This is a genomic window from Shewanella jiangmenensis (assembly GCF_018596335.1).
Lineage (GTDB): Bacteria > Pseudomonadota > Gammaproteobacteria > Enterobacterales > Shewanellaceae > Shewanella > Shewanella jiangmenensis.
In genome coordinates this window covers 1-19,468 of sequence record NZ_JAHEPS010000002.1, presented here as the reverse complement: position 1 = coordinate 19,468, position 19,468 = coordinate 1, and the positions used below count along the sequence as shown (strand labels likewise).

At 53.1% G+C, this 19,468-nt stretch carries 14 protein-coding genes, 2 tRNA genes, 3 rRNA genes and 1 pseudogene; 9 read left to right on the top strand and 11 right to left on the bottom strand.

The window, feature by feature from the left end:
- Positions 1-153 precede the first annotated feature (153 nt).
- From lpdA to ampD, 6 genes and pseudogenes are all read right to left on the bottom strand, one after another.
- On the bottom strand, positions 154-1,581 hold the full coding sequence (gene lpdA / locus KJI95_RS05670; protein WP_214506225.1) for a dihydrolipoyl dehydrogenase: 1,428 nt from the start codon (positions 1,579-1,581) through the stop codon (positions 154-156).
- Positions 1,582-1,752: 171 nt separating this feature from the next.
- Positions 1,753-3,705, bottom strand: a complete 1,953-nt coding sequence (aceF, locus tag KJI95_RS05665; protein ID WP_214506224.1) for a pyruvate dehydrogenase complex dihydrolipoyllysine-residue acetyltransferase — start codon at positions 3,703-3,705, stop codon at positions 1,753-1,755.
- Between the two features lie 11 nt (positions 3,706-3,716).
- The gene (gene aceE / locus KJI95_RS05660) at positions 3,717-6,395 is read right to left on the bottom strand and encodes a pyruvate dehydrogenase (acetyl-transferring), homodimeric type (RefSeq protein ID WP_214506223.1); all 2,679 of its coding nucleotides are present in this window, start codon (positions 6,393-6,395) and stop codon (positions 3,717-3,719) included.
- A gap of 70 nt (positions 6,396-6,465) precedes the next feature.
- Positions 6,466-7,218 (bottom strand): pyruvate dehydrogenase complex transcriptional repressor PdhR, encoded by a 753-nt coding sequence (gene pdhR, locus KJI95_RS05655; protein WP_214506222.1) that lies wholly within the window; start codon positions 7,216-7,218, stop codon positions 6,466-6,468.
- A 254-nt stretch (positions 7,219-7,472) separates the two neighbouring features.
- Positions 7,473-8,426, bottom strand: a complete 954-nt coding sequence (ampE, locus tag KJI95_RS05650) for a beta-lactamase regulator AmpE (protein WP_214506221.1) — start codon at positions 8,424-8,426, stop codon at positions 7,473-7,475.
- 118 nt (positions 8,427-8,544) lie between these two features.
- Positions 8,545-9,084: pseudogene (gene ampD / locus KJI95_RS05645) on the bottom strand (1,6-anhydro-N-acetylmuramyl-L-alanine amidase AmpD); the annotation flags it as partial.
- Positions 9,085-9,296: 212 nt separating this feature from the next.
- Here ampD and nadC point away from each other — a divergent pair.
- The 9 genes from nadC to mutT all read left to right on the top strand — a co-directional run bounded on the left by nadC (position 9,297) and on the right by mutT (position 18,369).
- Positions 9,297-10,154 carry a carboxylating nicotinate-nucleotide diphosphorylase gene (gene nadC, locus KJI95_RS05640; RefSeq protein ID WP_214506219.1) on the top strand — a complete coding sequence of 286 codons (858 nt, stop codon included), beginning with the start codon at positions 9,297-9,299 and terminating at the stop codon, positions 10,152-10,154.
- A 1,595-nt stretch (positions 10,155-11,749) separates the two neighbouring features.
- A complete protein-coding gene (locus KJI95_RS19640; RefSeq protein ID WP_214506218.1) occupies positions 11,750-12,166 on the top strand; it encodes a pilin in 417 nt (138 codons plus the stop codon).
- 21 nt (positions 12,167-12,187) lie between these two features.
- On the top strand, positions 12,188-13,894 hold the full coding sequence (pilB, locus tag KJI95_RS05630; protein ID WP_214506217.1) for a type IV-A pilus assembly ATPase PilB: 1,707 nt from the start codon (positions 12,188-12,190) through the stop codon (positions 13,892-13,894).
- A 147-nt stretch (positions 13,895-14,041) separates the two neighbouring features.
- Positions 14,042-15,301: a type II secretion system F family protein gene (locus KJI95_RS05625; RefSeq protein ID WP_214506216.1), complete on the top strand. Its 1,260-nt coding sequence runs from the start codon at positions 14,042-14,044 to the stop codon at positions 15,299-15,301.
- A gap of 58 nt (positions 15,302-15,359) precedes the next feature.
- Positions 15,360-16,274, top strand: coding sequence for a prepilin peptidase (locus KJI95_RS05620; RefSeq protein WP_214506215.1), 915 nt, complete (start codon positions 15,360-15,362; stop codon positions 16,272-16,274).
- A 12-nt stretch (positions 16,275-16,286) separates the two neighbouring features.
- Positions 16,287-16,916, top strand: coding sequence for a dephospho-CoA kinase (coaE, locus tag KJI95_RS05615; RefSeq protein ID WP_214506214.1), 630 nt, complete (start codon positions 16,287-16,289; stop codon positions 16,914-16,916).
- Positions 16,909-17,643, top strand: a complete 735-nt coding sequence (gene zapD / locus KJI95_RS05610; protein ID WP_214506213.1) for a cell division protein ZapD — start codon at positions 16,909-16,911, stop codon at positions 17,641-17,643. The genes coaE and zapD overlap by 8 nt, the downstream gene beginning before the upstream one ends.
- Positions 17,644-17,718: 75 nt before the next feature.
- A complete protein-coding gene (gene yacG / locus KJI95_RS05605; RefSeq protein ID WP_214506212.1) occupies positions 17,719-17,955 on the top strand; it encodes a DNA gyrase inhibitor YacG in 237 nt (78 codons plus the stop codon).
- Between the two features lie 18 nt (positions 17,956-17,973).
- Complete coding sequence (gene mutT, locus KJI95_RS05600; RefSeq protein ID WP_214506211.1) at positions 17,974-18,369, top strand: 8-oxo-dGTP diphosphatase MutT; 396 nt, start codon at positions 17,974-17,976, stop codon at positions 18,367-18,369.
- A 360-nt stretch (positions 18,370-18,729) separates the two neighbouring features.
- On the opposite strand, the gene rrf (KJI95_RS05595) is transcribed toward mutT, so the two are convergent.
- From rrf (KJI95_RS05595) to KJI95_RS05575, 5 genes are all read right to left on the bottom strand, one after another.
- Positions 18,730-18,845 (bottom strand): 5S ribosomal RNA (gene rrf / locus KJI95_RS05595).
- Positions 18,846-18,884: 39 nt separating this feature from the next.
- Positions 18,885-18,960: transfer RNA gene (locus KJI95_RS05590), tRNA-Thr, on the bottom strand.
- A gap of 42 nt (positions 18,961-19,002) precedes the next feature.
- Positions 19,003-19,118: ribosomal RNA gene (gene rrf, locus KJI95_RS05585) — 5S ribosomal RNA — on the bottom strand.
- 68 nt (positions 19,119-19,186) lie between these two features.
- Positions 19,187-19,262, bottom strand: a tRNA-Val gene (locus KJI95_RS05580).
- Between the two features lie 97 nt (positions 19,263-19,359).
- A 23S ribosomal RNA gene (locus tag KJI95_RS05575) occupies positions 19,360-19,468 on the bottom strand; the annotation flags it as partial.

Here is a 19,468-nt window from a genome sequence, read left to right as displayed (position 1 = left end):
AGTAAGCAAATACGCTCAGGCCAGCTCCGAAAATCCCCAAAAATCCTGTTTGCCCAAGGCTCTAAGATGATTACATATTTTTCACAGCTTTCACAAATGGCGGGATAAAAAAAAGACGCCCTAAAGGCGTCTTTTTTGTGGCAGATCAGAAAATTACTTCTTTTTTGCCTTTGGGTTTGGCAGGTCGGTGATAGAACCTTCGTATACTTCCGCAGCCAGGCCCACAGACTCATGCAGAGTTGGGTGAGCGTGGATGGTCAGCGCGATGTCTTCGGCATCACAGCCCATTTCGATAGCCAGACCGATTTCGCCCAGCAGCTCGCCGCCGTTCACACCAACGATGGCACCACCGATAACACGGTGAGTCTCTTTGTCGAAAATCAGCTTGGTCATACCGTCGCTGGCATCAGAGGCGATGGCGCGGCCGGAAGCAGCCCATGGGAAGGTCGCAGTTTCGTAAGCGATGCCTTTCTCTTTGGCTTCTTTCTCGGTCAGACCTACCCACGCCACTTCAGGGTCGGTGTAAGCGATAGATGGGATAACCTTAGGATCGAAGAAGTGCTTCAGACCAGAGATCACTTCGGCAGCCACGTGGCCTTCATGCACACCTTTGTGCGCCAGCATTGGCTGACCCACGATGTCGCCTACGGCGAAGATGTGTGGCACGTTGGTGCGCAGTTGCTTGTCTACCTTGATAAAACCGCGCTCATCTACGTTCACGCCGGCTTTTTCTGCATCAAGCAGCTTGCCGTTAGGAGTACGGCCGATGGCCACCAGCACGGCGTCGTAACGCACAGGCTCAGTCGGGGCCTTCTTGCCTTCCATTGATACGTAGATACCATCGTCTTTCGCTTCAACAGCGGTCACTTTGGTTTCGAGCATCAGGTTGAATTTCTTGCTGATCTTACGGGTGTAAACCTTCACCACGTCTTTGTCGGCAGCTGGGATAACCTGGTCGAACATTTCAACCACGTCGATGTCACTGCCCAGCGCATGGTACACAGTACCCATTTCCAGACCAATGATACCGCCGCCCATCACCAGCAGCTTTTTAGGCACTTCTTTCAGTTCCAGCGCATCGGTAGAGTCCCAAATGCGTGGGTCGTGGTGAGGAATGAATGGCAGCTGGATTGGACGTGAACCGGCAGCGATGATGGCGTTGTCGAAGTTAACAACGGTCACGGCGCCATCGGCACCGGTCACTTCGATGCTGTTCGGGCCGGTGAATTTACCCAGACCGTTTACAACCTGCACTTTACGCATCTTGGCCATGCCACCCAGACCACCGGTCAGCTGGCTGATCACTTTCTCTTTGTAGCCGCGCAGTTTGTCGATATCGATGCTTGGCTCGCCGAATACTACGCCGTGATCGGCAGCAGTTTTGGCTTCTTCAATCACTTTGGCAATGTGCAGCAGGGCCTTTGATGGGATACAACCCACGTTCAGACACACGCCACCCAGGGTGCTGAAGCGCTCGATGATAACGGTTTCCAGACCAAGGTCGGCTGCACGGAAAGCAGCGGAATAACCCGCAGGGCCCGCACCCAACACTACTACCTGAGTTTTGATTTGATTACTCATGTTTTCCTCTGAATTTTTCTTCATTCCGTTGTTTAAAAAATTGCTCAAGCATTTGAGGGAGACAACTTTTTAAACCAACTATCCGGCCCGCTTGTAAGGTGGCCGCATTTTAACCCGCGTTGGACGCGGATCACAATAAAAAGGCTGTCCCAGCAGGGACAGCCTTTACGGTTACAGAACGAGTTTGCGTATGTCTGACAGTACACCACTTAAGAAGGTGGTGAACTTGGCACCTTCGGCGCCGTCGATCACCCGGTGATCGTACGACAGCGACAGCGGCAGCATCAGGCGCGGCACAAATTCTTTGCCATTCCACTTCGGCTTCATCTCAGACTTGGACACACCGAGAATACCCACTTCCGGCGCGTTCACGATTGGAGTGAACGAGGTGCCGCCAAGGCCACCCAGGCTGGAGATGGTGAAGCAGCCGCCCTGCATATCAGAGGCGGTCAGCTTACCGGCGCGGGCCTTCTTGGAGATCTCGGCCAGCTCGCGGGACAGCTCATAGATGCCTTTCTTGTTCACATCGCGTACCACAGGTACCACCAGACCATTGGGGGTATCCACCGCAATGCCGATGTTGATGTATTTCTTCAGAATGAGGCTCTCGCCGTCTTCTGACAGAGACGCGTTGAACGATGGGAAGGCTTCCAGTGACTTGGCCACGGCTTTCATGATGAACACCAGTGGGGTGATCTTCATGCCGGTATCGCGCTTGGCTTCTTCGGCGTTTTGCGCCTTGCGGAAATCTTCAAGCTCGGTGATATCGGCCTCATCAAACTGAGTCACATGGGGGATCATCACCCAGTTGCGGTGCAGGTTGGCACCACTGATCTTCTTGATGCGTGACAGCGGCTGAGTTTCAACTTCACCAAACTTGCTGAAGTCGACCTTAGGCCATGGCAGCAGGTTCAGACCAGCACCAGAGGCAGCGCCCGCAGCAGCGGTGGCTGAGCCAGACTCGAGACGCTTGAGTGCTTCTTTAATGTACGACTGCACGTCTTCGCGCACCACACGGCCCTTGCGACCTGTACCCTTGACCTTGGCGAGGTTAACACCAAACTCGCGGGCCAGACGACGGATAACCGGTGACGCGTGGGCGTACTCGTGGTTTTCCACGAACTCGCAGGTCTTGCCTGGAGACTGAGACTGAGACGGAGCCTGAGCCTGGGCATTGGCGCCTGAAGCAACGGGGGCAGCAGCAGCTGGTGCAGCGGCCTGAGCTACAGGCGCAGCTGGCGCGGCAGCAGGAGCAGCCCCCTTCACAGGATTCCCTGCGACTTCGAACACCATAATCAGTGAACCGGTAGACACCTTATCACCCGCCGCCACCTTGATGGCTTTCACGGTACCGGCAAATGGCGCTGGCACTTCCATGGAGGCCTTGTCGCCTTCCACGGTCAGCAGTGACTGGTCGGCAGCAACTGTGTCGCCTACCTTCACCAGCACTTCGGTCACTTCCACTTCATCGCCGCCGATGTCCGGCACCTGAATGTCTTTGTCACCGCCGGCAACAGCCACTGGCGCGGCGGCAACCGGAGCTGGCGCGGCAGCAGCGGCCACAGGGGCAGCAGATGCAGCCTGGGTCTCGAACACCATGATAAGGGAGCCGGTGGCTACCTTGTCACCGGTGGCGACCTTGATTTCTTTCAGCACACCGGCGAACGGCGCTGGCACTTCCATAGAGGCCTTGTCGCCTTCTACTGTGATAAGCGCCTGCTCGTTGCTGATGCTGTCGCCGACTTTGACGAGGATTTCAGTGACTTCTACTTCGTCACCGCCGATGTCGGGCACGAACACATCTTTCAGTGCGGCTACTGCAGCAACCGGTGCTGCCGCTGCGGCCTGGGCCGCAGGAGCCGGAGCAGCAGCTGCCGGAGCGGCAACAGCCTGCTCGCCTTCAAACATCATGATCAGCGAGCCGGTGGCGACCTTGTCGCCCACCGCAATTTTAATTTCCTTGACCACACCTGCCTTGGGAGCCGGTACTTCCATGGAAGACTTGTCACCTTCTACGGTGATCAGCGACTGATCGGCTGTGATGGAATCACCCACCTTGACCAGGATCTCGGTCACTTCGACTTCATCTGTGCCGATATCGGGTACATGAATTTCGATTGCCATTGTCTCGTCTCTTACGCGTAAAGTGGGTTCATCTTCTCGGTGTCGATATCGAACTTCTTGATGGCCGCAACCACCACAGATTTCTCGATGTCACCGCGCTTGGCCAGCTCGTTCAGGGCAGCCACCACCACGTAACCGGCGTTCACTTCGAAGTGACGACGCAGGTTGGCGCGGCTGTCGGAGCGACCGAAACCATCGGTACCCAGCACCTTGTAAGACACGCTTGGCATGAAGGCACGTACCTGTTCGGCGTAATTCTTCATGTAGTCGGTCGCGGCGATGGCAGGCTCGTTACCCAGCACCGAGGTAATGTAAGGCACGCGGGCGTCGGCTTCTGGGTGCAGCATGTTGAAGCGCTCGCAGTCCTGACCGTCACGGGCCAGCTCGTTGAACGAGGTCACTGAGAACACGTCTGAACCGATACCGTATTCTTCAGCCAGGATCACGGCGGCTTTACGCACTTCGTTCATGATGGTGCCTGAGCTCATCAGCTGAACTTTAGCCTTCTTGCCTTCGTGGCTTTCGAGCTTGTAGATACCCTTGCGGATGCCTTCCTCGGCGCCTGCAGGCATAGCTGGCATGGCGTAGTTTTCGTTCATCAGGGTCAGGTAGTAGAACACGTTTTCCTGATTGCCATACATGCGGCGGATACCGTCCTGAATGATCACGGCGGTTTCGTAGGCGAAGGTCGGATCGTAAGAAATACAGTTAGGTACGGTACCGGCCAGAATGTGGCTGTGACCATCTTCGTGCTGCAGACCTTCACCGTTCAAGGTAGTACGACCGGCGGTGGCACCCAACAGGAAGCCGCGCGCTTGCTGGTCGCCCGCCATCCACGCCATATCGCCCACACGCTGGAAGCCGAACATGGAGTAGTAGATGTAGAACGGGATCATCGGCAGGTTGTTGGTGCTGTACGAGGTGGCAGCGGCAACCCATGACGACATGGCGCCGAGCTCGTTGATACCTTCCTGCAGTACCTGACCTGAGGTGTCTTCTTTGTAGTAAGACACGATATCGCGGTCTTCCGGAATGTAGTTCTGGCCGTAAGGGTTGTAGATACCAATCTGACGGAACAGACCTTCCATACCGAAGGTACGGGCTTCATCGGCGATGATAGGCACGATGTTTTTGCCGATGTTCTTGTCCTTGAGCAGGATGTTCAGGGTACGAACAAAGCCCATGGTGGTCGAAATGTCACGCTTCTGCTCTTCGAGCAGCGGCTGGAACTCAGACAGTTCAGGGGCAATAAACTCGCCGGTGAAGTTAGGCAGACGCTTTGGCGTGTAGCCATGCAGGGCTTCACGACGCGCATGCAGGTACTTGTGCTCAACACTGCCTTCTTCAAGCTTGATATAAGGCAGGTTAACCAGGGCTTCGTCGCTGACAAGGTCAGTCACGCCCAGACGGTCACGCAGCTTGGCTACGTGGGTCATGTCCATCTTCTTCACCTGGTGCGCGATGTTCTTGCCTTCGGCAGCTTCGCCCATGCCGTAACCTTTTACGGTCTTGGCCAGGATAACAGTTGGACGACCCTTGGTTTCCTGGGCCGACTTGAACGCCGCGTACAGCTTGGATGGCTCATGGCCGCCACGCTTGAGGGCGAAGATTTCATCGTCGGTCATGTCGGCAACCAGCGCCGCAGTCTCTGGGTACTTACCGAAGAAGTGCTCTCGTACGTAAGCGCCGTCTTTTGACTTGAAGGTCTGGTAGTCGCCGTCAACGGTTTCGTTCATCAGCTGCAGCAGCTTGCCGGTGGTGTCTTTGGCGAGCAGCTTATCCCAGCCACTGCCCCACACTACCTTGATAACGTTCCAGCCCGCGCCTTTGAACAGGCCTTCGAGTTCCTGGATGATCTTGCCGTTACCCATTACCGGGCCGTCGAGACGCTGCAGGTTACAGTTCACCAGGAAGCACAGGTTGTCGAGCTTCTCACGGGCAGCGAATGAAATCGCGCCGCGGCTTTCTGGCTCGTCCATCTCACCGTCACCGAGGAAGGCGTAAACGCGCTGCTCAGTGGTGTCTTTCAGACCACGGCCGTTCAGGTACTTGAGGAAGCGCGCCTGATAGATAGAAGAAATTGGACCCAGACCCATGGATACGGTCGGGAATTGCCAGAACTCAGGCATGAGTTTCGGGTGCGGGTAAGAGGAAATACCCTTGCCGTCCACTTCCTGACGGAAGTTGTCGAGCTGCTCTTCAGTCAGACGACCTTCGAGGAAAGCGCGGCTGTAAATACCGGGGGCAATGTGGCCCTGATAGTACACCAGATCGCCGCCATCTTTGTGGTTAGGGGCGCGGAAGAAGTGGTTGAAACACACTTCGTAGAAGGCAGCTGCCGACTGGAACGACGCCATGTGGCCACCCAGTTCCAGATCCTTTTTGGAGGCGCGCAGCACAATCATGATGGCGTTCCAGCGGATGATGGAGCGGATACGGCGCTCGATGGTGATGTCACCTGGGTAAGCGGGTTCCTGGGTCAGCGGAATGGTGTTCACGTAGTTGGTGGTGATGCCGGTTGGCATGTCCACGCCATCCAGACGCGCCTGTTCCAGCACTTGCTCGAGCAGGTACTGGGCACGTTCCACGCCTTCTTCACGAACAACCGATTCGAGGGCCGCCAGCCACTCCTGGGTTTCGATTGGGTCTAAGTCTTGTAGCACTGAATTTTTTTGCATAGGTTCAGACATGAGACTGTCCTTATTTATACATATTTATAGGAAAGCGGCTTGCGCGGTACTGGTAAACACCATCCGGCAATCAGACGCCACTCTTTAATCGGCGCAGGCTGCGCTGCAACCGGCTGTCTTCTTCCCTCACGGCCAACATCACTTCCTCGATGTAACTCAAGTGTTCGTTGGAGGCTTCGCGGGCCGCTTCGGGATCGCGGCGAACGATGGCCGCGAGCAGGGCTCTGCGGTGTTCGTTTGCCATGCGGGAGGCTTCTTCGCGGCGGCTCAGAAGCTCCAGGTTCTGTGCCACATTCTTGTGCAGCACCGGAGTTAAACTCAAAACCAGATGTAACATGGCCACGTTGTGGGAGGCTTCGGCCACGGCGCGGTAAAAACGCACAATGGCAGCGGCCTGGGCGTCGGTATCTTTCGCCTCTTCCACTTCCTGGATCATCTTTTGGATGTTCTGCATGTCAGCATCGGTACCGCGCAGGGCGGCAAAGTAAGCCATCATGCCTTCGGTGGCATGACGGAATTCAAGCAGGTCGTACTGGCTTTCGGTGTCGCTTTGCATCAGCTCCACGATAGGATCGGCCATGCTCTGCCAAAGCTGTTCTTTGACATAGGTGCCACCGCCCTGACGGCGCATCAGCAGGCCTTTAGCCTCCAGTTTCTGGATGGCTTCACGCAGGGACGGACGGGAAACTTCAAATTGAATAGCCAGCTCCCGTTCGGGCGGGAGTTTTTGGCCGGGCTTGAGACTGCCCTCAAGGATCATGCGCTCTAGCTGCTGCATAATCACATCAGAGATCTTCGGCTGGTTGATTTTGCTATATGCCATGTGGGCCTTGCGCTCCTTTGTAAATTGGTCTTACCAATTTATGCGAGTGAGCGCACTTTATCAAATCACAGTTTTATTGTCCATACAGTGATCGATATCACCCACGACCTGAGAGCATAGCGGAAATTTGCGGCCATGGGGTCAGACCAATTTATGAAAGGCGCCGAGAGGCTTCAGAATCCAGAATCCAGGCCCTAGATTCCAGGGCCTAGTATCTAGCCTCTACACTCTCACCTCTAGCCTTTGCCGTCGGCTCAGCCAAGCACACCAAAGATGGTTAGGAGCGCCGACAAGGTCAGCAGTAACACAAAGTTACGTTTGCTGAGCCCAAGCAGCACCAGAGTCGGCTGCAGGCAAACCGGCGCACTGGATGCTTCGGGAATGGTTTCGGCCTCGGTGGCCGTTTCGGTAATCAGCCTGCGCGCCGGAGTTGACGCATCAAAGGCAAGCTTGCGCCAGCGACCAAAGCCACTGCGAAATTGTCCGGTAAGTAAATAGCCAAAGGCCACCAGACGCGCGGGCAGCCAGTCAAGTACGGTCAGCAGTGAATCAACATAAGGCAGCGTGACCCCGGCACCACTGGCCTTTTTATCGTAAAAGCGCACGGTGCAGTAAAGCACGGCGCCAACCGGGCCAAGCAGCAACAAATACAGCGCCACCGCACCATAATAACGGTAGTTAATCCAGGCCACACTCTGGCCAACTTTTAAGCCCAAATCCGGCGCACTGACCGCATTGAGGCTTGCCGAGCAATCCATTTCGGCGCCATGGCGATAGCATGCCTGCACATCGCCGCGACAGGCGGCCTGAATGTACTTTTTAAAGGCGTTGCGCTGATCTAGATGACTGAAGCAAGCCATTGCCACTGTTACCCAAATGGCGAGCGTCACAACGCCAAACAACAGCCCCTGACTGAACCATAGCGCGGCAAGCACCAGTAGCGCCGGCAGCAGCAGCGCCTGCAGCATGCGCGCATCGGCAACCTTGCCGGCATTGTTATATGAACCAGAAGCTATGCCTGTATCTGTATCTCTATCTGTATCTGTGCTTGTTTCAGCCGCCGCACCGCCTTCACTTTGGGCGGCGGTAAAGTCATCGCGCCACAGGCGCTGGTGAAACCGGGCCAGAATCGCATCAAACTGCCATGACTCAGGCAGGAGTTTGAGCCGGTCGGCAAGAATGGCCATCAATAATGAAAACAGTGCCATGTTATTTCTCCTCTTCCTGAGCCTTGCCAGCAGAAGCATTAACGTCAATGTGCGAAGCATTAAGGTCTATGCGCTGAGCCTTACCATCAAGCTGCGGCGCATTCTTTAAACTGGCCGCAACAGCGTGCAGGTACCTTGGCCAGTCGAACGCCGGACCCGGATCGGTTTTTCGCCCGGGCGCAATCTCACTATGGCCAACAATACGCTCAAGGCTTATCTGTGGGTAGGCGGCCATCAGCTTTGCGGTCAAAAGTACCAGCTGCTGATACTGGGCGTCGGTAAAAGGCGTGGTGTCGGCGCCTTCCAGCTCAACCCCTACGGCAAAATCATTGCAGCCATTACGGCCATCAAACTGCGAAACGCCGGCATGCCAGGCCCGCTCATCGCAGGAAACAAACTGCACCAGCTCACCATCGCGGCGGATAAGAAAATGCGCCGACACTTCAAGCCCACGCAAATCGGCAAAGCTTGCCTCAACCGAGCAATCAAGGCAGCCGTTAAACAGCTGCTCTATATAGGGCAGGCCAAATTGCCCGGCTGGCAGGCTGATATTATGAATAACCAGCAAACTCACTTCGCCAAGCGGCCTTGCGTTATAAAAAGGCGAAGGTGATACCCGCGCATCAAGCAGCCAACCATCACGCCAACAGACAGACATTCGGGTACGCCCTGCGGTAATTAGAGTGCTAATAGCTGAATATTATAGCGATTTCAGCCTGCGACACCAGCACGGCGCAGCGCCGTGAGCAACCTCAGGCAGACACAGGGACTGCCTTCCCAACCAATGCCGTGATATTCTTTCGCCATTATGGCAATACATGGGCCGCGCAGCTGGCCCGTTACGCGTTCACTCTTATCAAGGAAGTCGTCATGCTGGAAAATGACATCAGACTCGCCGTCAAAGCGGCATTGGATGAAGATCTTGGCCACGGCGGCCCCGATGCCGACATTACCGCCAAGCTTATTCCTGAAGACAAAATTGCCGAAGCCACCCTGATCACCCGTGAAGAAGGGGTGTTTTGCGGCAAAGCCTGGGCCGAACAGGTGTTCAATCAGCTAGGCGGCACAGTCGCCATTCACTGGCATGTGGATGACGGAGATTTAGTGGTGCCAAATCAGGTGCTGTGTGAGCTGTCCGGCCCCGCCCGCGCCATTCTCACCGGCGAGCGCACCGCGATGAACTTCATCCAGACGCTTTCTGGTGTGGCAACCCTCACCAAAATCTATGTCGATAAGCTTGCCGGCACCAATTGCCGCCTGCTCGATACCCGTAAAACCATTCCGGGGCTCAGGACCGCGCAAAAATATGCCGTCACCTGCGGCGGCGGTAAAAACCATCGAATCGGCCTGTATGATGCTTTCCTTATTAAAGAGAATCACATCATGGCCTGCGGCGGTATCAAGGCCGCAATCGACAAAGCCAGAACTCTGCATCCGGACAAGCCGGTCGAAGTGGAAGTCGAAACCCTCGCCGAGCTCACCGAAGCGCTCAATGCCGGCAGCGATATCATCATGCTGGACAACTTCGACATCACCATGATGCTCGAAGCGGTCAGCATCAACGATGGCTACAAATCGCAAGGCGCGGGCGCCAAGCTCGAAGTCTCAGGTAACATGACCCTCGACACCCTGGGCGAGTTTGCCAAAACCGGTGTAGACTTTATCTCGGTCGGCGCGCTCACCAAGCATGTGAGAGCACTGGATTTGTCGCTGCGGCTGAAGCAGTAATCATTGCAACATCCGCGAATGACGCCCGTAGATAGGGATAACAATCAATAGAAGATATCCGTAAATAGAAAATAGCCCGGGCGCAGTTGGCTTAAAGTGCCCGGGCTTAAATCACTGAAACGCATAATCTGTTGCTGCGTGCTTGCCATGTGCCAGAGCGCTCACGGGCCAGAAGCTGCGCAGATGCCCGGGCAATGCGCCAGTCACTCCTCGTTCTGAGACATCAGAAATCCTTCAGGGCCCGCTTGTGTAATCAAGCCTGTTTTGAGTAATCAAAAAAGATTTAAGCCCGCGCGACTTCTGCGACTCAGTTAACTTTTTCACTTTTTAACTTTTTCACTTTTTCTTGTTGCCCGCTTAAGCGGCTGAGCTGGCGCCTCTTCAACGCCTCAACAAGCCGTCACGCACCGTATGTAAAGGATAAAGCACACAGGGAGCGGCAGGCGACCACATGACCGAAATCACGCCGTCACTACAATTCAGCCAAATACCAGTCAAAAACACTGCCAACAACCAACACCAAAGTATTAGCAGGCTCGGCAGCAGTCACGCTTTGTCACGCACAGCGAAGGAATTTTGAGCGGCGGAATTTTGACCTCAAACACAAAAGCGTCAAGCAATTACTCACAGTCAAAAAATTGTTAGAACAATCGGTATGCCAAATAAACTACTTTAGAAAAATTAAGCGAATAGGCACGACTTTCGTGCAATTTTCTGTTTCATTTTCGCAAACTTTGTACTAACTTTTACCCAAGGCTTAATGGCCTTGCCGGGCAGTGCAAAAAAGCATCACTTATCTGCCGCGCCAAGATTCAGTGATCAGTGCTTAGTTGTTCAAAATTCAACAGGCCTGTTCATAACGAATTGGCGCGAACAGCATAAACGCTTGCAGCACCACCGGATAAACGTGCAGTTTGAAAGGTTGGTCGTTACCCGTGCGCGCTAAACACAAGCTAAACACGAGGTGACAACCACATTAAAGCAGCACCTGAAACCGAGACAGCCCCAAGGCCATGTTCGGCTTCAACCCAAAGGCACAGGTGCCAACAGGCAAACCAGCCCAAGGGCAACAAAAAACCGCAGCAGCGCCAAGGCGTCGTGAGTTATGCAGATACCCTCTGCCACACAAGCGCAACCAAGGTGACCAAGCGGCAAGCGAGCAGCGCAGACGTCGTGCAAAGTTGAAGAACTGGTAGAGTCGCAAGATTCTAGATCTGAACTTCAGCCAAGCAGTCAGCCAATGCAATGTTCGCAACAGGTGTCGAACTACACCTTTGACAGGCAACGGCGAAACAGGCCAAGGCAAGTGAGCCCCACGCCTCGAAGCGCTCGAAGAGACCTCAATGCTCTTGGTCGCAGCTTTCAGCTAAAGACCATAGAGACAAAGGCATCGTAGAGATCGTAAAGAGCGACGAGGATAAACGGAGTGCTGTTTGACCATAAAAAGTCAGCCAGAAATCCGCAGGCGCACACCAAAGCAGGGTTAAACCGGTGGCAAAGGCAACTTTTTTGCGCTGTGAAGGAAAATGGCTAAGCGGCTAAACATACACCATAGCTCGGCAACCAACACAGCATTGCAACAAACGGAGAGAGAAATGAAAGGTATCAATTTCAAAAAGAACGCCCAGGGTTTCACCCTGATCGAACTGATGATCGTAGTAGCCATCATCGGTATCCTGGCCGCCATCGCGCTGCCGGCTTACAAAGACTACGTGGCCAAGGCCAACGCCACAAACGCAGTTGCATCAATGAGTGGTTCAAAAATTAAAATTGGTGAGCGCTATTCAGTCGAAGGTACTCTCGACTGCAATGCACGAACTGCAACAGCTACAGTTACAGCTTTAGCTGCTATTCCTTATTGTAAAACTGGAACCACAGGTGCGATTGAGAATACGGTAGACGGTATCACTGCAACTTTAACGCCATCTGCTAATGGCACCACTGGAGAGCTGCAATGGGCATGTAAAATCTCTGGGACTGGGGCAGTTGCTATCAAAAATTGTACTCTATAAACATTATAAGTTTAGTAACAAATGCCGACATCAGGCCTTCACTTAGGATTATCGACCCTCTTTATCCGTAAGGGGCTGCTGAGTGAACAGCAGCTCTCGGAGGCCATCGCGACTTCGCGTAAAAACCGGCATTCGCTGGTCACCACCTTGGTGACCAGCAAACTTTTGTCAGCACGGGAAATCGCCGAGCTCTGCTATGAAGAATATGGCACGCCGCTACTTGATCTAGCCGAATTTGATGTCAGCAGTATCCCTGAAGACTTCCTCAATAAAAAACTAATTGAAAAGCACCGCTGCTTGCCGCTGTTTAAGCGGGGCAACCGGCTTTATATTGGCACCTCAGACCCAACCAATATCGCAGCGCTGGAAGATTTCCAGTTTTCAGCTGGCCTTCACGCCGAAGCCATTTTGGTGGAGGACGACAAGCTTGCCAAAGCACTGGAGAAGGTGCTTGAAGAAGACATCAGTGCGCTGGATTTAGGTGGCCTCGATGAAGAAGCCCTTGCAGGAATTGAGGTCACTGACACCGACAAGCGTCAGGATAATGAGACTGAAGGCGCCGACGATGCGCCCATTGTAATTTACATCAACAAGATTTTGACCGATGCCATTCGCCGCGGTGCATCGGATTTGCACTTCGAGCCCTACGAAAAGCGTTACCGCATCCGTTTTCGTATCGATGGCATCTTGCATGAAGTATCTGAGCCGCCAATTAATCTCTCGGGTCGCATTGCCGCCCGCTTAAAGGTGATGTCAAAGCTCGATATCGCCGAGCGCCGCCTGCCACAGGACGGCCGCATTAAGATGAAGCTCAGTCGCACCAAGAGTATCGATTTTCGGGTAAGCACCCTGCCGACACTCTGGGGCGAAAAAATTGTAATGCGTATTCTGGACTCATCCTCGGCCCAGCTTGGTATCGAAAAGCTCGGCTATGAGCCAGACCAAAAACAGCTGTATCTCGACAACCTCGCCAAACCCCAGGGCATGATATTGGTAACCGGCCCCACTGGCTCGGGTAAAACCGTATCCCTTTACACGGGTTTGAATATCCTTAATACCGAAGAGCGTAATATCTCCACCGCTGAAGACCCGGTAGAAATTAACTTGGAAGGTGTTAACCAGGTCCATATTAATACCAAGGCGGGCCTTACTTTTGCGTCCGCCCTGCGCTCTTTCCTGCGCCAAGACCCAGATGTGGTGATGGTAGGGGAAATCCGTGACCTTGAAACTGCTGAGATTGCCATTAAGGCCGCACAAACCGGCCACCTTGTGCTCTCGACCCTGCACACTAACTCGGCCGCTGAAACCTTAACACGCCTCCTTAACATGGGCGTACCAGGTTACAACATCGCAAGTTCGGTGAACTTGATTATTGCCCAGCGCCTTGCCCGCCGCCTCTGCCCCGAGTGCAAGCAGCCTGAAGAAATACCCGAGCATGAACTTGAACGCTTGGGATTTTCTCCTGAGCAAATTGCCAGTGGCTTTACAGTTTATAAACCTTGCGGCTGCGACTTATGCTCCGGCGGCTACAAGGGCCGCGTCGGTATTTACGAAGTCATGCCCATGAGCGATGAAATTGCGCGGGTGATCATGGAAGGCGGCAACTCGCTGGAAATTGCCCGCATGGCCAAGGCTCAGGGAGTGCGTGATTTACGCCTGTCCGGGCTTCTCAAAGTTACCCAGGGCGTAACCAGCATCACCGAAGTAAACCGGGTAACCAGTTTCTGATATTAATTTTACGTATGAATGGCTTGTTTTAAGCGTTCTACTTCTTGGCACCTTGATTTATGCGCTATCAATTTGCTGCTCAGTGTGTTTTTATCGCAGTCTGTACTATAAAAAAGAGAACAAACAGGTTCTAAGGAAGGCAACAAAATGGCAACCGCAGCCGCCAGCAAGACTAAAAAGCCCACAGTCAAACAGGCTCCCAAGGTATATAACTTTGAGTGGAAGGGCATGAACCGCGACGGCAAAAAATCCAGCGGTGAACTGCGCGGTGCATCAGTTGCCGAAATCAAGACCCTCCTTAAAAACCAAGGCATTAACCCCAAGGTGGTTCGCAAAAAGTCCGACGGTCTTTTTGGAAAAAGCAATAAAAAAATCACCGCCATGGACATTGCCATGGTCACCCGCCAGATAGCAACTATGTTGACAGCTGGCGTCCCCCTGGTAACTACAATCGACATTTTGGGCAAAGGCCATGAAAAACCAAAAATGCGCGAGCTGCTTGGCACTATCCTTAACGATATTCAGGCAGGCATCCCCTTATCAGATGCATTAAGACCCCATCGAATCTATTTCGATGACCTCTATGTAGACCTGGTAGCAGCAGGCGAGCACTCTGGCGCGCTGGATACAGTATTTGACCGCATCGCAACCTACAAAGAAAAAGCTGAAGCGTTGAAGTCAAAAATTAAAAAGGCCATGTTCTATCCAGCTGCTGTTGTGGTAGTCGCTATAGCAGTTACCACACTGCTGCTGCTGTTTGTAGTTCCGCAATTTGAGGAAATCTTTAAGGGTTTCGGTGCAGAACTTCCTGCATTCACCCAAATGATTATTAATCTGTCCCGATTCCTACAATCGTCTTGGTACTTTTTCGTCATTACCATTGTTGCCGCCATTTGGCTTTACGTTCGAGCACATCGTAACTCTCAGGCCGTCCGCGACCGACAGGATGAGTTCGTACTTAAAATTCCCGTGATTGGTGAGATTTTGCATAAAGCCGCCATGGCTCGTTTTGCCCGTACTCTCGCCACCACCTTTGCAGCAGGTGTGCCCTTGATTGACGGCATGGAGTCCGCTGCAGGAGCATCTGGCAACGCGGTGTACCGCAAAGCACTGCTTAAAATCCGCACCGAGGTAATGGCGGGCATGCAGATGAACGTAGCTATGCGTACCGTCAATCTGTTTCCCGATATGCTGATTCAGATGGTGATGATTGGCGAAGAATCTGGCTCACTGGATAACATGCTTAACAAGATTGCCAATATTTACGAGATGCAAGTGGATGATGCCGTTGATGGTCTTTCAAGCCTGATTGAACCCATCATGATGGTGGTCATCGGAACCCTGGTTGGCGGCCTCATTGTTGGCATGTACCTGCCAATCTTCCAGATGGGTAACGTTGTAGGCTAATCTATTCAAATCATCAGGTTAATCTATTAAAACTTTAAGCTGCGGTACTCACTGAAAAATGACCGAATTTCTTACTCTGATGAGCCAGTACTCCTGGCTCTTCGTTTTACTTAGCTTTATCTTCGCTGCCACCATTGGCAGCTTTCTTAATGTCGTTATCCACCGCCTGCCGGTGATGATGAAGCGTGAGTGGCAGGCAGAGTGCAATGCCTTTATCGAAGAGTATCGCCCGGATGTTTTCAAACAAATCGGTGCCAAGGCGCTGGAAGCGCCAATCGATAACTACCCGCCGCGCTATAACCTGATAGTCCCAACCTCTGCCTGCCCCAAATGTGGCGCGAGCATTAAGCCTTGGCACAATATTCCCGTGCTGGGCTGGGTGATGCTCGGCGGCAAATGCGCAGCTTGTAAAAATCCGATATCTGCGCGCTACCCCATAATCGAAGCGCTGACCGGCGCCATGGTGGCAACCCTTGCCTGGCATTTTGGCCCAACGGCACAATTTGCAGCAGCGGCGCTTCTGAGCTTTGGTCTGATTGCCATGTCGGGTATCGATCTCGATGAAATGCTGCTGCCCGACAGCCTCACCCTGCCGCTGCTGTGGCTTGGGCTTATCCTCAATTTCAATGGGATCTTTACCAACCTCAACGATGCGTTGATTGGCGCTATTGCCGGCTATCTCTCGCTCTGGTCTGTCTATTGGCTGTTTAAACTCACTACCGGCAAAGAAGGCATGGGCTATGGCGACTTCAAGCTGATGGCGCTTTTGGGTGCCTGGTTTGGCTGGCAAATGCTGCCGCTTATCATCCTGCTTTCAAGCCTTGTTGGCGCCATTGTTGGCATCAGCATGATGATCTTCAAACGCCATCAGCGTGAAAAACCCATCCCATTCGGGCCCTATATTGCCGCCGCTGGCTGGATTGCGTTAATTTGGGGTGAGGATATCGTCAGCTGGTATCTTGGCACGCTTTAAGGTGACCCCCTGATGTCTCAGTTTATCCTTGGCCTTACCGGCGGTATCGGCAGCGGCAAAACCACGGTCGCCAATCTCTTTGCCAAAAAAGGCATCACTCTGGTGGATGCCGATGTCATCGCCCGAGACGTAGTGATGCCGGGCACACAGGGGCTTGCCGCCATCGCGAACCATTTTGGCGAAGGTGTGCTATTGCCAGACGGCAGCCTTAACCGGCAGGCTCTGCGCGAAAGGGTGTTCTCTGCACCAGGCGAGCGACTTTGGCTTAACGGTTTGCTTCATCCCATCATCCGCAGCGAAATGCTTGATGCGGCGAAGAAAGCCACCTCTGAGTATGTAATTTTGGTGGTGCCCTTGCTATTTGAGAATGGCTTGGATAGGTTAGTGGATCGAACCTTGGTGGTCGATGTAGAGCCTTCGCGCCAAATCAGCCGCACTGCCAGGCGGGACGGTGTATCTGAAGCGCAGGTCGCCAATATCCTCGCCAGCCAAATCAGCCGAGATGAACGGCTTGCCAAAGCTGACGACGTGATAAATAACAACACAGATAACAAGGAAGATTTTGCCGGGCTTGAGTCGCAGGTAACTGCGCTCCATCAGCGTTATTTACAGCTCGCCGCATCAAAAAAGCAGCATGACTGAACTGATTTATGAACAACCCCTGAGTGAGAAGATCCGCAGTTATTTGCGGCTGGAATACCTTGCCCAGCAGTTGCGTCATAATCTGGAACACGACCATCAGCAGCGCTGCTTTTACCCGCTGTTTTCCCTGCTTGACCTCAATGAGCGCTGTGATTATCGCAGCGACCTGCTCAAAGAAATCGACAAACAGCTCGCCGTGCTTATCAAGTGGCAAAGGCTCCCCCATGTCGATTCAAACGAAGTCCAGGGCTACATCGATGGATTGGCCAAAGGCCGCGAAGGGTTGCAGTCGCCATCACGTATCGGCAGTGAGCTCAAGCAAGACAGGTTTTTAAGCGCCCTCAGGCAAAGATTCGGCATGGCGGGTGCCTGCTGCAACTTCGACCTGCCCCAGCTGCATTTTTGGCTGGCAAAAAGCTGGGATGAACGCAGCCACGAATACAGCCAATGGGCATCACACTTTATGCCCTTACTTGCCCCGATAGAACTACTGCTATCACTTATCCGCAGCACCTCGGATTATCAGGACGCCACCGCTGCCGGCGGATTTTTTCAGGGTACCAACGCTCAGGCACTGTCACTTATCCGGGTCAAACTGGATGCAGCACAAGGCTGCTACCCTACCATCAGCGGCCACAAAAACCGTTACGCCATCCATTTTGTCCGTTTTGATGACCAACGCCACAGCGACAAAACCATTACCTTTCAACTGGCGACCTGCGCCTGAACACTATACCATAGCCCTTTTCTTCCCCCGTGCATCCTCGATGCCCGAGGCGATACAAAGACAAGAGGTTTGGTCATGCCGCTAACCGTAAACTGCCCTCAGTGCCAAACGCAGGTCATCTGGGGGCCAGAGTCTCCATTCAAGCCATTCTGCAGCGAACGCTGCAAGCTTATCGATCTCGGTGATTGGGCCAGTGAAAAACATGCCATCCCGGTAAAAGATGATATCAGCGAAGAGCTGCTCGACCAGCTTGGCTACGATGAAGCAGACTTCTTTAAAGACCCTTCCGGCAAAGACTCGTTCAACGAATAAAGGTAATCAGAAAACAGCATGACTAAGCGCGTTCATGTAGCAGTAGGGATAATTAAACGCAGCCAGCAGGTGTTGCTGGCCAAGCGCCACGGCCATTTGCATCAGGGTGGTAAATGGGAATTCCCCGGCGGCAAAGTCGAAGCGGGTGAAAGCACCACAGCCGCCCTTATCCGCGAGCTTAAAGAAGAAGTTGACCTGAATGTTTCGTCAAGTGCGCCATTTATGCAAATCAGCCACGATTACCCAGATAAACAGGTATTTCTGGATATCCATCTGGTTGAAGACTTCAGCGGCGATGCAAGGGGAGTTGAAGGCCAAGAGGTGGCCTGGGTCGACATTTCTGAGCTCCATAAGCTCGAATTCCCTGATGCCAACACACCAATCGTAGATAAGATTCAAAAAGAACTCATCTGACACAGCGCCTCCCTTGGGAGGCGTTTTGCCAAGTGGGCACATTGCGCGAAACATCTTACCGAGCATAGTACAGATGAAGCGCACAGAGCAGATTACGAACAACATACAAAGCATTCGGGAGCCAACGCCACGCCGCTCATTACTACTCCCTGTAACCCAGCGCATTCAATGCCTGAACGTTTAGCTATGTTTAGTAGGCCCGCATCATCAAACCAAAGGCCCCAACGGCAAAATTGCCACTAACGCCATTGCTGCCCTGAAAAGGCCATAGGTGTCAAAGTCAGCCGTGATGCCTCTAATAAATTTAGGAAACAGCAAAGAAAAAGGCCGATGCTATGCATCGGCCTCTTCAGATTTGGTGCTTGGAAATGTCCTACTCTCACATGGGGAGACCCCACACTACCATCGGCGCTACTGTGTTTCACTTCTGAGTTCGGAATGGGATCAGGTGGGACCACAGCGCTATGGTTTCCAAGCAAATTTTGTTGCTGCCATTTAGTGCGTGGCTGCGAATATGGTGCTGATACCCAGAATCGAACTGGGGACCTCATCCTTACCAAGGATGCGCTCTACCGACTGAGCCATATCAGCGAAACTTTGATTTAACTTAACTAGTAAAATCATAAATTTGGCGCCTGGCGATGACCTACTCTCACATGGGGAGACCCCACACTACCATCGGCGTGACTGCGTTTCACTTCTGAGTTCGGAATGGGATCAGGTGGGACCACAGCACTAATGTCACCAGGCAAATTCGGTTTTGCTCCCGCCATCAGGCAAGAACAAGCAATTCGGAAAGCTGTTCAACGAAATTAAGTGGTGGTCGCTACTGGGATCGAACCAGTGACCCCCTCCTTGTAAGGGAGGTGCTCTCCCGGCTGAGCTAAGCGACCGGTATTCGTTTGCTGTATTGAGTCAATCACTTCAATCAAGTCTGGTATCTTCAAGACTTATCTACTTTAACCATCTATCGAAACCCATCTGGGTTGTATGGTTAAGCCGCACGAGTCATTAGTACAGGTTAGCTCAACGCCTCACAACGCTTACACACCCTGCCTATCAACGTCCTGGTCTCGGACGGCTCTTCAGTGGACTCTAG